The sequence below is a fragment of the Methylobacterium sp. OAE515 genome (genome assembly GCF_041806315.1).
GTDB lineage: Bacteria > Pseudomonadota > Alphaproteobacteria > Rhizobiales > Beijerinckiaceae > Methylobacterium > Methylobacterium tardum.
The window spans coordinates 168,064-181,260 of record NZ_JBGMUV010000002.1; the positions used below are offsets into that span (position 1 = coordinate 168,064).

Annotated in this window: 13 protein-coding genes and 1 pseudogene; 9 read left to right on the top strand and 5 right to left on the bottom strand. The window is 67.7% G+C overall.

What is annotated here, in order from left to right:
* Nucleotides 1-221 precede the first annotated feature (221 nt).
* From ABIE45_RS31045 to ABIE45_RS31065, 5 genes are all read right to left on the bottom strand, one after another.
* The gene (locus ABIE45_RS31045) at nucleotides 222-1,148 is read right to left on the bottom strand and encodes a dihydrodipicolinate synthase family protein (RefSeq protein WP_192711395.1); all 927 of its coding nucleotides are present in this window, start codon (nucleotides 1,146-1,148) and stop codon (nucleotides 222-224) included.
* A gap of 155 nt (nucleotides 1,149-1,303) precedes the next feature.
* Nucleotides 1,304-2,107 carry a transporter substrate-binding domain-containing protein gene (locus tag ABIE45_RS31050; protein ID WP_192711394.1) on the bottom strand — a complete coding sequence of 268 codons (804 nt, stop codon included), beginning with the start codon at nucleotides 2,105-2,107 and terminating at the stop codon, nucleotides 1,304-1,306.
* A 68-nt stretch (nucleotides 2,108-2,175) separates the two neighbouring features.
* Nucleotides 2,176-2,952 (bottom strand): amino acid ABC transporter ATP-binding protein, encoded by a 777-nt coding sequence (locus ABIE45_RS31055; protein ID WP_209578440.1) that lies wholly within the window; start codon nucleotides 2,950-2,952, stop codon nucleotides 2,176-2,178.
* A gap of 23 nt (nucleotides 2,953-2,975) precedes the next feature.
* Entirely contained in the window at nucleotides 2,976-3,650 is a 675-nt protein-coding gene (locus ABIE45_RS31060; protein ID WP_192711392.1) for an amino acid ABC transporter permease, read from the bottom strand.
* A gap of 10 nt (nucleotides 3,651-3,660) precedes the next feature.
* A complete protein-coding gene (locus ABIE45_RS31065; protein WP_192711391.1) occupies nucleotides 3,661-4,344 on the bottom strand; it encodes an amino acid ABC transporter permease in 684 nt (227 codons plus the stop codon).
* An 11-nt stretch (nucleotides 4,345-4,355) separates the two neighbouring features.
* On the opposite strand from ABIE45_RS31065, the gene ABIE45_RS31070 reads away from it, so the two are divergent.
* The 9 genes and pseudogenes from ABIE45_RS31070 (at nucleotide 4,356) to ABIE45_RS31110 (ending at nucleotide 12,618) form a co-directional block, all read left to right on the top strand.
* Nucleotides 4,356-4,511, top strand: a complete 156-nt coding sequence (locus ABIE45_RS31070; RefSeq protein WP_192711390.1) for a hypothetical protein — start codon at nucleotides 4,356-4,358, stop codon at nucleotides 4,509-4,511.
* Between the two features lie 100 nt (nucleotides 4,512-4,611).
* Nucleotides 4,612-6,150 (top strand): altronate dehydratase family protein, encoded by a 1,539-nt coding sequence (locus ABIE45_RS31075; RefSeq protein ID WP_192711389.1) that lies wholly within the window; start codon nucleotides 4,612-4,614, stop codon nucleotides 6,148-6,150.
* A gap of 62 nt (nucleotides 6,151-6,212) precedes the next feature.
* Nucleotides 6,213-7,232 carry a GntR family transcriptional regulator gene (locus ABIE45_RS31080; protein ID WP_192711388.1) on the top strand — a complete coding sequence of 340 codons (1,020 nt, stop codon included), beginning with the start codon at nucleotides 6,213-6,215 and terminating at the stop codon, nucleotides 7,230-7,232.
* Between the two features lie 34 nt (nucleotides 7,233-7,266).
* Nucleotides 7,267-7,992, top strand: coding sequence for an SDR family NAD(P)-dependent oxidoreductase (locus ABIE45_RS31085; RefSeq protein ID WP_192711387.1), 726 nt, complete (start codon nucleotides 7,267-7,269; stop codon nucleotides 7,990-7,992).
* Between the two features lie 42 nt (nucleotides 7,993-8,034).
* On the top strand, nucleotides 8,035-8,844 hold the full coding sequence (locus ABIE45_RS31090; protein ID WP_192711386.1) for a shikimate dehydrogenase: 810 nt from the start codon (nucleotides 8,035-8,037) through the stop codon (nucleotides 8,842-8,844).
* A 21-nt stretch (nucleotides 8,845-8,865) separates the two neighbouring features.
* Complete coding sequence (locus ABIE45_RS31095; protein WP_192711385.1) at nucleotides 8,866-10,500, top strand: GMC family oxidoreductase N-terminal domain-containing protein; 1,635 nt, start codon at nucleotides 8,866-8,868, stop codon at nucleotides 10,498-10,500.
* Nucleotides 10,501-10,663: 163 nt separating this feature from the next.
* Nucleotides 10,664-10,948, top strand: coding sequence for a muconolactone Delta-isomerase (catC, locus tag ABIE45_RS31100; protein WP_192711384.1), 285 nt, complete (start codon nucleotides 10,664-10,666; stop codon nucleotides 10,946-10,948).
* Between the two features lie 13 nt (nucleotides 10,949-10,961).
* Nucleotides 10,962-11,258 (top strand): YciI family protein, encoded by a 297-nt coding sequence (locus tag ABIE45_RS31105; RefSeq protein ID WP_192711383.1) that lies wholly within the window; start codon nucleotides 10,962-10,964, stop codon nucleotides 11,256-11,258.
* 145 nt (nucleotides 11,259-11,403) lie between these two features.
* Nucleotides 11,404-12,618, top strand: a pseudogene (locus ABIE45_RS31110) (ABC transporter substrate-binding protein).
* Nucleotides 12,619-13,197: the final 579 nt, after the last annotated feature.

Here is a 13,197-nt window from a genome sequence, read left to right on the forward strand (position 1 = left end):
GCGGCATTCGGCCAGACTACACCACACCAGCTCGCCATCGCGCGCGAAACCGGATGTTCGGACTTGCGCCCGATCCTGTCATTGAGAAGGCGTCGAACGCTGCTCCACAGCGGACGTTGGGTATGACGGCGGCGATGCCGAACCGTTTGCGCACGGACGGCATGCCGAATATCGCGCAGCCTCGCCGTGAGATGCGATCGCCGTCCCGTCGTGCGAACGGGTCACCGGCCCCAGCGGAGCACCAGCGCGTCGTTCCGGCGGGCGAGTTCGATCAGGCCGGCGCGTGTGTCGGGGTGCAGCGGCTGAACCGGCAGCCGCGCGGTCTCGTGGGCGATCACGCCGCCCTCCTTCATCAGCGCCTTGCAGGCCAGAAGCCCGCATTGCCGGTTCTCGTAGTTGATCAGCGGCAGCCAGCGCGCGTAGGCGTCCATGGCCGCCTCCCGCCGGCCGGCCGCGTAGGCGTCGGTGATCTGCCGGATCCCGTCCGGATAGCCGCCGCCGGTCATCGCCCCCGTGGCGCCGGCCTCGAGGTCGGCCATCAGGGTGATCGCCTCCTCGCCGTCCCAGGGGCCGACCACTGCGTCGCCGCCCAGCGCGATCAGCTCGCGGAGCTTGGCCGCGGCGCCCGCGGTCTCGATCTTGAAATACGCGACGTTTTCGATCTCCCGGGCCATACGCGCGAGGAACGCCGCCGAGAGCGGCGTGCCCGCCACCGGCGCGTCCTGGATCATGATCGGGATGGAGATCGCGTCCGACACCGCGCGGAAGAACTCGTAGACGCCGAGTTCCGGCACCCGGATCGTGGCGCCGTGATAGGGCGGCATGATCATCACCATCGCGGCTCCGGCGGCCTGCGCCCGGCGCGCGCGCTCGGCGCAGACCTGCGTGGCGAAGTGGGTGGTCGTCACGATCACCGGCACGCGCCCGGCGACGTGCTCCAGCACGGCGTGCATCACGGTCTCGCGCTCGTCGTCGGTGAGGACGAACTGCTCCGAGAAATTGGCGAGGATGCACAGACCTTCGCTGCCGGCCGCGATCATGAAGTCGATCGCCCGGCGCTGACTGTCGAGATCGAGGGCGCCGGACGCGTCGAACACCGTGGGGGCGACCGGGAAGACGCCCCGGTAGGGGCCGGCGAGGTTTGTCATGCGCATAATACTCGGGAAGAAGAAGTCCTAACGTCGACGAAGGGCCGCAGACCCGTCGGCGGTGCGTTGTAGCAACACCGCGACGGCTGCGGGACTTCGCCCTGCTCCCAATCGAGACATGATCTCTCTGGAAGTTAGTCGAAGCAAGGATTGCTTCAGTTCGTCATCTCTGGCGGAAGTGACTGACCGAAATACTTCTGGTAGATGCCGTTGAGCTGGCCGTTCTTCAGGTTGGTTTCGACCCAGCCGTCAACCCAGGCCTTCAGCTCCGGGTCCTTCTTCCGCAGGCCCACCGCCATCGGATAGGCGTTCATGGTGATCTTGATCGCCAGCTTCTTGCCCGGATTGGCGTCGCGCACGCTGTTGGCGGTGGAGAGCGCCGCCGCGAGGATCGACTGCTGGCCGGTGGCGACCGCCGTGTTGGTGGTGGCCTCATCCTCGTAGCGCACGATGGATGCGCCTGAGACCGACTTGAGCGCCTTGGTCAATTCGATATCGGCTGTGGTGCCCCGGGCGACCGCGATCGTCTTGCCGGCGAGATCCTCCGGCTTCGCGATGGCTTCGCTCTCGGGTGCGGCGATCACCACCGGGATCACGCCGTAGGGCTTGGAATAGTCTACGACGCGCTTGCGCTCCTCAGTGATCGAGAAGGAGGCGATCACGATGTCGGCCTTCCCGGAAAGCAGGAACGGCACCCGGTTGGCCCCGGAGACGGGGACGATCTCCAGGCCGACGCCAAGACCCTTGGCCAGGAGGCGGGCGGTGTCGACGTCGGAACCCGTTTCCTGCGCCTTGCCATCGAGCATGCCGTAGGGCGGATGGCTCACGTCGATCGCCACGAGGATCTTGCCCCGCTGGCGGATCGTGTCGAGGGTATCGGCAGCCTGCGCCGCAACGGGCACCAGCGCGCTGAGACCGAGAGCGAAGGTGAGGCGACGGGTGGTGCGCGTCCTGAACATGGGATGTCCTCCGGAATGTGATGTGCGGCCGCCTCGGCGCGGCTCTCGTTCGGGATTGCAGGCCAGGCTCAGAGGCCGTTGCCGACGAACTGGCGGAGTTCGGGGGTGGCGGGGTCGCGCAGGATCTCGCGCGAGCCCTTTTCCCACACGGTGCCCTTGTGCATGAACACCAGCTGGTCGGCCACGGAGCGGGCGAAGCCCATCTCGTGGGTGACGAGGACCATGGTCATGCCGGCTTTCGCCAAGCCTTCGATGACCCGCAGAACCTCGCCGGTCAGCTCGGGGTCGAGGGCCGAGGTCACCTCGTCGAACAGGATCAGGCGCGGGTGCATGGCGAGCGAGCGGGCGATGGCGACCCGCTGCTGCTGCCCCCCGGACAGCTGCTCGGGGTAAGCCTCCGCCTTGTCGGCGAGGCCAACTTTGTCCAGCACCTCCCGGGCGAGCTCCCGCGCCTCGCCGATCCCGATGCGCTTCACCTTGCGCGGGGCAAGCATCACATTTTGCGCCACCGTGAGATGCGGGAACAGGTTGTAGCTCTGAAAGACGATGCCGACATCCTGGCGCAGGGCCCGCAGGTCGATGCCAGGCTCGTGGAGCCTGCGTCCGCAGACGGTGAGCCGTCCGCCGTTGATCATCTCCAGGCCGTTGATGCAGCGCAGCGCCGTGCTCTTGCCCGAGCCCGAGCGGCCGATCAGCACGGTCACGTCACCCCGGTGCACGTCGAGGGTAATGCCCCGCAGCACCTCGACAGCTCCGAACGCCTTCCGCACATCCTCGAAGCTGACCATCGTCTCCCGGTCCGCCCGGGCGGCCGGGGCATCCAGGCGCGGGTCGGCGATTGCCATGGCATCCATCCGCTGGTCTCCCGTCAGGCCCGACGCATCCGCGCCTCGAAGCGCCGGCTCAGCACCGACATCGGGTAGCAAATAACGAAGTATATCAACGCCGCGATAGTGAAGACCTGAAACGGCTTGTACGTGGCGTTGTTGATGACCTTCGCCGAATAGGTCAGATCGAAGAACCCGATCACGACCGAGTACGATGTATTCTTGACGATCTGCACCAGGAAGCCGACGGTCGGCGGGACCGCGACCCGCACGGCCTGGGGGAGGATGACGTGGGCGAAGCGCTGGGCCGGTGTGAGTGCGAGGCACTCGGCCGCTTCCCATTGCGTCCGCGGCACCGCCTGAATGCAGCCCCGCCAGATCTCTCCGAGGTAGGCTGCCGACCACAGGGTCATGGCGATTCCCGCCGCGACGAGGGCCGGCACCTCGAACCCGCCGATGCTGACCCCAAAATAGACGACGAACATGATCACCGGCAGGGGTATGCCCTGGACGAGCGTGACGTAGACGCCCGCCCCATGCCGCAGCAGCCGCGAGCCTGCTCCCTTCTTCCGCGCGGCCCGGGCCAGCGCCACCGGCAGGCCGATCAACGTGCCGCCGATGAAGCCGAGCAGGGAGAGGACCAGGGTCCAGCCGGCGCCGCGCAAGATGAAAAGGAGCTGATCCCAGGTGATGCCGAGGAGGGTCGTTTCGGTCATGCCGGCCGCCTCACAGGGGGGTGCCGAGGCGGCGGCGCCGCGGAAAGGCCACGGTGGCGCAGCCGAGCAGGACGAGGCGCAGAGCGGCGGCCATCACAACGTAGATCCCCGCGATGACGAGGTAGACTTCGAAGCCCCGGAAGGTGAACGCCTGGATCTGATAGGCAGCGCCGGTCAGTTCCTCAGCCGAGATCTGCGACATGATCGAGGTGGCGAGCATCATCAGCACGAACTGGCTCACCAGCGCCGGATAGACCCGCTCCACCGCCTGGGGAAATTGTACGCCCCAGATCACCTGCCTCCGGGTCAGCGCGAGGCACGACGCCGCCTCGACTTGCCCCTTCGGGATCGTCTCGAAGCCGGCGCGCATGATCTCGGCGGTGTAGGCGCCGACGTTGATGACGAGGGCGATCACCGCCGCCGGGAAGGCGCCGATCCGAACCTGCAGCACGGCAAGACCGAAGAACAGCCAGAAGACCTGGATCACCAGCGGCGTGTTGCGGATTGCCTCGACGTAGATGATCGCGGCTCGCCGCAGACAGGGTGGCCCGTAGAGGCGCCCGACTGCGCAGAGGGTACCCAGCACGAAGCCCGGAAGGATCGAGGCCGCGGTCATGCCGAGCGTCAGCCAGACGCCGCGCACGAGATCTGGGCCGTATTCGTTCAGGAACGCGAAGTCGAGATCATACGACATACGCGCAGCTCGTGCGTGAACAGCAAAAACGCATCGTCTTCCCCCAGGCGATGCTGCGCATCGTCGCGGTGAAATGCTGGTTTGTGCCGATGGATGGCGTTCGCCTGCCGACATCGCGGCAGAACGATTTTGTTTCCTCGGACGGTGACGCCTGCGGGCGCTCTTGACTTCGTGACGGCTACCATGATGGTACATTGCACGCAATAGCCAAATACCCGCCGCGCATCCCCCGGGCTTCGTCCTGGCCGCTGCGGTCCGGAGGATCCCATGACGATCGCCCTCGATGGCCCCGCGCCCGCCATCCGCCTGAACCCCGCCGACAACGTCGCCGTCGCCCGCACGCGCCTGGATCCGGGCGCCGACACGGGATTCGGGGTCGAGGCGCGGGGCGAAGGCGTCCCGCGTGGTCACAAGGTGGCGGTGGCGCCCATCCCTGTCGGAGCGCCGGTCACGAAGTACGGTCAGCTCATCGGATATGCCCGCCAGGACATCGCCTCCGGCGAGCACGTTCATCTTCACAACATGGAGATGCGCGACGGCGCCGTCGCTCACGATTTCTGCGCCGATGCCCGGCCGACGCCGCTGCTCCCCGAAGCCGAGCGGCGCACCTTCCAGGGCTACCGCCGGCCGAACGGCGAAATCGGCACGCGCAATTACATCGGCATTCTGACCTCCGTGAATTGCTCGGCCACCGTCGCCAAGGCGGCCGCCGACCTCATGAACCGCACCGGTCTCGCCGGCCACCCGAACGTCGACGGGGTCGTGGCGCTCACCCATGGTGGCGGCTGCGCCATCAACACGGCCACCGAGGGCTACCGGTTCCTGGCGCGCACCCTCTCCGGCTACGCCCGTAACCCGAACTTCGGGGGCATCCTGATAATCGGCCTCGGCTGCGAGACGAACCATATCGGCAAGCTGATGGAGGAGTCGCGCCTGTCGGAGGGGCCGTTCCTGCGCACCATGACGATCCAGGGGATAGGCGGCACCCGCAAGACGGTGGAGGCGGCGGCCGAGGCGATCCGCGGAATGCTCGACGCGGTGAACGCGGTCGAGCGCGAGACCGTGCCGGTGTCGGGAATCAAGCTCGCCCTCCAGTGCGGCGGCTCGGACGGCTACTCGGGCATTTCGGCGAACCCCGCACTCGGCCACGCCGCGGACCTGCTGGTGCGGCACGGCGGCACGGCGGTGCTGTCGGAGACGCCGGAGATCTACGGTGCCGAGCACCTCCTTACTCGCCGCGCCGTCGACCGGGCGGTGGCCGAGAAACTCGTTGCCCGGATCGCGTGGTGGCGCGACTACACCGAGCGGCACGGGGCGGAGCTGAATAACAATCCCTCTCACGGCAACAAGGCCGGGGGGCTCACCACGATCTTGGAAAAGTCCCTCGGGGCGGTGGCCAAGGGCGGGACTATGCCGCTCACGGCGGTCTACGAGTACGCCGAGCCTATCGACCGCAGCGGGTTCGTCTTCATGGATACGCCCGGCTACGATCCCGTCGCGGTGACGGGCCAGGTCGCAGGCGGCTGCAACGTCATCTGTTTCACCACCGGCCGGGGTTCCGTCTCGGGTTTCAAGCCGGCACCTTGCATCAAGATCGCCACCAACTCCGAGATGTACGCCCACATGGAGGAGGACATGGACATCGACTGCGGCGGCATCGTCACCGGGCAGGATACGATCGAGGCGGCGGGGGAGCGGATCTTCGAGCGGATCATCGCGGTCGCCTCGGGCGAGCGCTCGCTGAGCGAAGGCTACGACTACGGCGACAACGAGTTCGTGCCCTGGCCGCTCGGCGCCGTGACGTGAGCGAGGCAGGCAGCGTCCGCGGGCGCGGATCCCGGACCCGCACCGCACGGCCGGGGCGGGTCGTGGCTGCGCGCCGCCGTCCAGCCTATGCGCTGATCGGCGACGCGTTGCGCGGCGCCATCGAGGCTGGCCGGCTGGCCCCAGGCTGCGTGCTGGTGGAGAGCGCAATCGCCGGGATGTTCAAGGCGAGTCGCTCGCCCGTCCGACAGGCCTTCGCGGCCCTGGAGGAAGCGGGCCTTGTCCACCGCTTCGACGGCCGAGGTGTCGCCGTCGGCGGTGCCGCTCCGGACCGGCGCCTCGCCGTCACGCCGGACCTGATCGAGCTCGACGGGGAACTCGGCCCGGGCGAGGGCTGGGAGCCGTTCTATTACGCGCTCGAGCGCGACGTAATCCTCGCCTCCCTCCTCGGTCGCTTCCGCGTCAACGAGCTGGCGCTCGCCCGACATCTCAGCGTGGGCCGCACCGTCGCCCGTAACCTGCTCCTGCGTGCGCAGGGCGTCGGGCTCGTGACGAAGGAGGGGAATGGTCAATGGCAGGTCATTCCCCTCGACAGCACGCGAGTCGAGCATCTCTACGACCTGCGCCTCATCCTCGAACCGCCGCTGCTCCGCGCCGCGATCGGGCGCATCCCCGCTTTGGCCGTCGCCGCGATGGAAGCGCGTCTCGTCGAAGCGGCCCGCGCGATGCCTGACCCCGACATCGCCGGGCTCGACGTCCTCGAGAACGACCTGCACGTCGCCTGTCTTGCCCACAGCCCGAACACGGAGATGGCCGAGGCCCTGCGCCGGACGCGATGCCTCCTCGTCGTCGGCAAGCACATCCAGAATGCCTTACCCGATAGACCAGGCATCGACCCATTCATGGACGAGCATCTCCACGTGCTCAATGCCGTCCGGGCGGGGGATCACGAGACCGCCTGCCGCGCCCTGAGCGAACACCTCGTCTCGTCCAAGGCGAAGGCGCTCAAGCGCCTGAAGGTCTTCCAGCTCGGACAGCCTGACGTGAAGTCTCCGTATATCATCCCTGGCTCGTCGTATTCGTCCGGCCATCTTCGGAATGATGGCACGCCCGTAGATCGATAGGACCACGTGCCGCGCGCCTATCCGAGGATCTGGGATGACCGAGCGATATACGAATCCGGACGCGATCGCTCGCCGGCCGAGCCATGCCGGCCGCGGGATCGGTCGGGCGATCGTGGAGGGCTTCGGCCGGCGCGCGGCCCTGGTCGGCGTCGCCGACGTGAACCCGGAGGACGTCGCGGCCACGGTCGCAGCCATCGAGGCCGCGGGCGGTCGCGCCGTGCCGTTGCAGTTCGATGTCGCCGATTACCCGGCGACCGAGGCGGCCCTGTCCGAGGCCGCCGCGGCGCTGGGCGGCCCGTTCGACACGGTGATCAACAATGCCGGCATCTCCCCCAAGCACGATGGGGCGGCCCACCGCGTCTGGGAGATGGATCCAGCCGAGTGGAACCGCGTCGTCGCGGTCAATCTGACGGGCTCGTTCAACACCGTTCGGGCGCTGTCGCCGGCGATGTGCGCGGCCGGGCGCGGCTGGATCGTCAACCTGTCGTCGGTGGCGGGAAAGACCTACTCGCCGATCGTCGCCTGCCACTACGCGGCGTCGAAGGCCGGGCTGATCGGCCTCACCAAGCACCTCGCCGCCGAGCTCGGGCCGTTCGGCATCCGCGTCAACGCGATCGCCCCGGGCCGGATCGAGACCCCGATGGGCCGCCTCGGCGCTGCCGAGGAGGTCGCGGATCTCGCCTTCTACCTGACCTCCGCCGAAGCCAGCTTCGTCACCGGCCAGACCGTCGACGTCGCCGGCGGCCTCTACATGACGTGAAGCCGGAGCCGGTCAGGACAACAGATGGACGGAAGGACGGCCATGAACAGCGCACGCACCGCGGTCGGGATCACCGGGCGGACCCGGGTCTACGGAATCCTGGCAGACCCGATCTACCACGTGAAGGCCCCCGAGGTGATGGGCGCGCTGTTCGCCCGCCACAGGATCGACGGCGTGCTCGTCCCGCTTCACGTGCCGGCGGACGGCTTGGCCACGGTGATGGACGGGCTGAGGCACCTGCGCAATTTCGGCGGCTTCATCGCCACGGTCCCGCACAAGACGGCAATGACGGGCCTGTGCGACGCGCTCACTCGCGAGGCCGAGCAGATCGGGGCGGTCAACTGCGTACGGCGGGAGGCCGACGGGCGCATGGTCGGCACGATGCTGGACGGGGTCGGGTTCGTCGAGGCGCTGCGCGCCTCGGGCCTGGAGCCCCGCGGCCGGAGCGCGGCGCTGAAGGGGGCCGGCGGCGCAGCGAGCGCCATCGCCTTCGCGCTTGCCGAGGCGGGCGTCGCGCGCCTGACGATCCTGAACCGCACCGCCGACCGCGCCCGGGCGCTGGCGGAGCGCCTGCGCGCTGCCTATCCCACGCTGGCGGTCGCCGCCGAGGGCGCCCAGGCGGAGCACGACCTCCTCGTCAACGGCACGTCGCTCGGGATGCGTCCGCAGGACGCCGCGCCCTTCGATCTCAGCGCCCTCCACGACGGCCAGTTCGTCGCCGAAGCGATCATGGATCCGGAGACGACGCCCCTGCTCGCCGCGGCGCTGGCCGCGGGCTGCCGCATCCAGAAGGGCCTGCCGATGCTGGAGTGCCAGATCGCCCTGATGGCCCGCCACATGGGCGCACTCTGAGGCCGGATCTTGGGGCGAACCGTGGCGCAGACCTTGGAACCGATCGATACCGACGCCGTCGCGGCGGGTGACTTCGACTACGTGATCGTCGGCGGCGGCACGGCGGGCTGCGTCCTGGCCAACCGGCTGACCGAGTCCGGGACGCGCCGGGTGCTGCTCCTCGAAGCGGGGGGACGGGCGCGCAGCCCCTGGGTCGCGATCCCGGCCGGGTTCAGCCGCCTGCTCCAGCACCCGTCCTACAACTGGCGCTTCCGGACCGAACCCGAGGAGGCAACCGGCGGCCGGGTGATTGCGGTTCCGCGGGGGAAGGGCCTCGGCGGGTCGACGCTGATCAACGGCATGATCTACGTGCGCGGGCAGCCGCAGGACTACGATGCGTGGGCTCAGTCCGGGTGCCGCGGCTGGGGCTTCGCCGACGTGCTGCCCTACTTCCGCAGGCTTGAGGATTACGACGGGGCGGCCGATCCGCTGCGCGCCCGCGGCGGCCCGCTGCCGCTCACCGAAGTCGCCGAGCGGCCGGCCATCGCGGACGCCTTTATCGCCGCCGCGCAAGCGGCCGGGCATCCGCGCAATCCCGATTACAACGCGGAGAGCCAGGACGGCTTCGGCTACTACCAGGTCAACCAGCGGCACGGGCGGCGGGTCAGCGCCGCCGACGCCTACCTGAGGCCGGCGCTCGGACGCGCCAACCTCGCCGTCGTGACGGACGCGCACGTCCTGCGGCTGACCTTCGATCGGGAGCGGGCGAGCGGCGTCGCCGCGTTGGTCGGCGGGCGCGAGCGGCTGTTCCGCTGCCGCGGGGAGGTGATCCTCGCAGCGGGCGCGGCTCAGACACCGCAGATCCTGGAACTGTCCGGCCTCGGCGATCCGGCGATCCTCGCCGGGCTGGGCGTGACGGTGCGGTGCGCGCTCCCCGGGATTGGAGCCAACTACATGGACCATTACTGCACGCGCATGAACTGGCGCGTGCGCCTGCCGGTGACGCTGAACGAGCAGACCCGCGGCCTGCGCCTTGGGTTCGCGGCGGCGCGCTATCTCGCTACCCGGCAGGGCATCCTGTCGCTCGGGACCGGCCTCGCCCACGGCTTCGTGCGCACGCGGCCGGGGCTTGACGGGCCCGACGTGCAGTACTTCTTCATGCACGCGAGCTACGCCAACGCCGCCGAGCGCAAGCTTGATCGCCTGCCGGGCATGACGATCGGCGTCACGCAGTTGCGGCCGGAATCGCGCGGCACGATCCACGCCGCCTCGCCCGATCCGCTGAAGCCTCCCGCCATCCGCCCGAACTTCCTCGCCACCGAGGCGGATCGCCGGGCCATGGTCGAGGGCATGAGGATCGCGCGGACCATCGTCGAGCAGGCACCGATGGACCGCTTTCGCGGGGCCGAACTCAACCCGGGCCCGGACTGCCGGACGGATGCGGACTGGCTCGATTTCGCCCGCCGCGACGGCCAGACGATCTACCATATCTGCGGAACGTGCCGCATGGGCGGCGATCCCGGGTCGGTCACGGATCCGAACCTGCAAGTGCGCGGCGTGACCGGCCTGCGCTTGGCGGACGCCTCGATCATGCCGCGCATCGTCTCCGGGAACACCCAGGCGGCCGTGTTCATGATCGCCGAGAAGGCGGCCGACCTGATCCGCGCCGATGCCTGAGGAAAGCCCTCCATCGCGGGTCCACCGGGAAGACACAGCACAGCGCGCGTCCGCGACGGCACCGCGGTGTCTCCGATCCGGTCTCGTCTTCAGCCGGCCCCGGGCACGGCAGACCATCTCACGTCAGAAAGTTTACACTCGCCCGCAGTACAGGATCGATGTCATGCTCTACATGGTCCACATGCAGGTCAATCTTCCGGCCACTCTGCCAAAGGCGGAGGCGGATCGCCTCAAGGCCGAGGAAAAGGCCTACGCGCAGACGCTGCAGCATGAGGGCAAGTGGCGGCACCTATGGCGCGTCGCCGGACAATACGCCAACTACAGCGTGTTCGATGTTGGCGGCAACGACGAGCTTCACGACAGCCTGAGTTCGCTGCCGCTCTACCCGTACATGTCGCTGAGCGTCACGCCGCTCGCACAGCATCCCTCCGCCATCGCAGCCAACTGACAGGCTAAATCCCATGCCGTACATGATCGAGACCTCCGACAAGGCTGGAAGCTTGGACATCCGCAAGGCGAATCGTGCGGAGCATCTCGTCTACCTCGACCGGATCAAGGACCGGCTCCTGGCCTGCGGCGCGAAGCTGAACGACGACGGAAGCGACGCCGGCGGCGGCCTGTACGTCGTCGATGTCGACACCCGCGCGGACGCCGAGGCGCTCATCCAGGCGGACCCATTCTTCAAGGTCGGCCTGTTCGAGCGCGTCGAGATCAGGCGCTGGCGCAGGGCCTACCTCGACGGCCGAAGCTATCTCTGAGGGCGAGAGAGGCCGTCCACCGCCTGGGCGATGGCGACCGGTGGCAGCACTGCGCCGCCGGTCGGCGCCACGCGGGGGCGTCGCTCACGCTCGCCGGCCGGCGCGGAGAACGCGCAGCGCAAGCAATTAGGGCAGGGAGGAAAGAATGATCCGTCGTATCCTAGTGGCGGCCGCCGCGCTTGCCGCCGCCCTCTCCATCGTGCCGGCCTCGGCCCAATATGCCGACGGCGGCATCAAGATCGGCATTCTGACCGACATGTCCGGCGGCTACTCGGATCTTGCGGGTCGAGGATCCGTGACAGCTGCGCAACTCGCGGTCGAGGATTTCGGCCGGCCGATCAACGGCCGACAGGTCGAGCTGATCTTCGCGGATCACCAGAACAAGGCGGACATCGCCTCGTCGATCGCGCGCCGCTGGTTCGATACCGAAGGCGTCGACGCGATCTTCGACACGAACTCCTCGGTCGCCGGCCTGGCCGTGCGCGAGGTCGCGCGCAGCAAGGGGAAGATCGACATCAACTCCGGTGCCGGGTCCCTGGCGCTGACCAGCGCCGCCTGTTCGCCCACGGGCGCCCACTGGACCTGGGATACCTATTCCCTCGCGGCCGGGACGGCTTCCGCTCTGGCCGACGATCCGAAGAATACGTGTTTCTTCATAACGGCCGACTACACCTTCGGGCACGACCTGGAGGCGCAGGTCACCCGCGTCGTCAAGGCCAAGGGCGGCACGGTGCTCGGGTCGGTCAAGCACCCGTTCCCCAATCCCGACTTCTCATCCTACCTGCTGCAGGCCCAGGCCTCGGGCGCGAAGATCATCGGCATGGCCAATGCCGGCGCGGATACGATCAACACTATCAAGCAGGCGAGCGAGTTCGGGATTCTGCAGGGCGGGTAGAGGCTGGGTGGTCTCAACATCTTCCTGACCGACATCTACTCCGTCGGTCTGCCGGCGGCTCAGGGCATGATCCTGACGACAGGTTTCTACTGAGACATGGACGAGCAGACGCGCGCCTTCGCCCGGCGCTTCGGCGAGCAGACGGGCGGCCGGATGCCGACCATGGTACAGGCCGGAGACTATTCGGCCGTGCTCCACTTCCTGAAGGCCGCAGAAGCCGCAGGGACCGACGACGGCCTGCGGGTCATGGCCAAGATGCGCGAATTGCCGATCCAGGACTTCTTCGCGCGAAACGCCAAGCTGCGCCCAGACGGACGCATGGTGCACGACATGTACCTCGCCCAAGTGAAGGCGCCGGCGGAATCGAAAGGACCGTGGGATTTCTACAGAATCCTGAAGACCATTCCCGGTGAGCAAGCGTTCCAGCCCCTTTCCGAAAGCACCTGCAAGTTGGTGGAGGAGTGATGCGCATCCTCAAGAAGACATGGGTTGAGCCGCGATCAATTTGATCGGTTTCTCCAATCCCGGTGTTCGCATTTGTTCGTCTGCATTGCCGTAAGATCTATTATTATTCTGTGTTACTCTACGCGCAATGGAGTCGCAGGCCCTCGTTCGGGTCAATCAAGCAAACATCCGCTCGTCCTTCGTAGGCCGCTAAAATCCACACGAGAGGGGAGGGCGAGCAGTACGTACGCGGCGGAGCTGGGTGCGGCCGTGTGGCTTCGGCGATGAGCAGCACTTCGGCGCCGCCTGTCATCGGCTGCGATAACGGCCCCGGAATGATCTCGAGGGCGCTGCGCAAATGGGTTCCCATGGCCGCCACCATGCAGTAGCCTCTCAATCGGCTCGGTCCGAAATACCGGTCAGGTCAAGGAAACTAGACACCCCACTCCTCAACAAGGAAGGGAAACTTGGCTTTAATCTCGGCGTCGAAGTCGCCCGAGATGTAGACTTTGCCCTGACTCACATCGACGACAGTAATCCGGTCCTTCTCTTTGCTTATACCACATCTATCAACGAGTCTCTTCGTAAAATCCAAAGCTC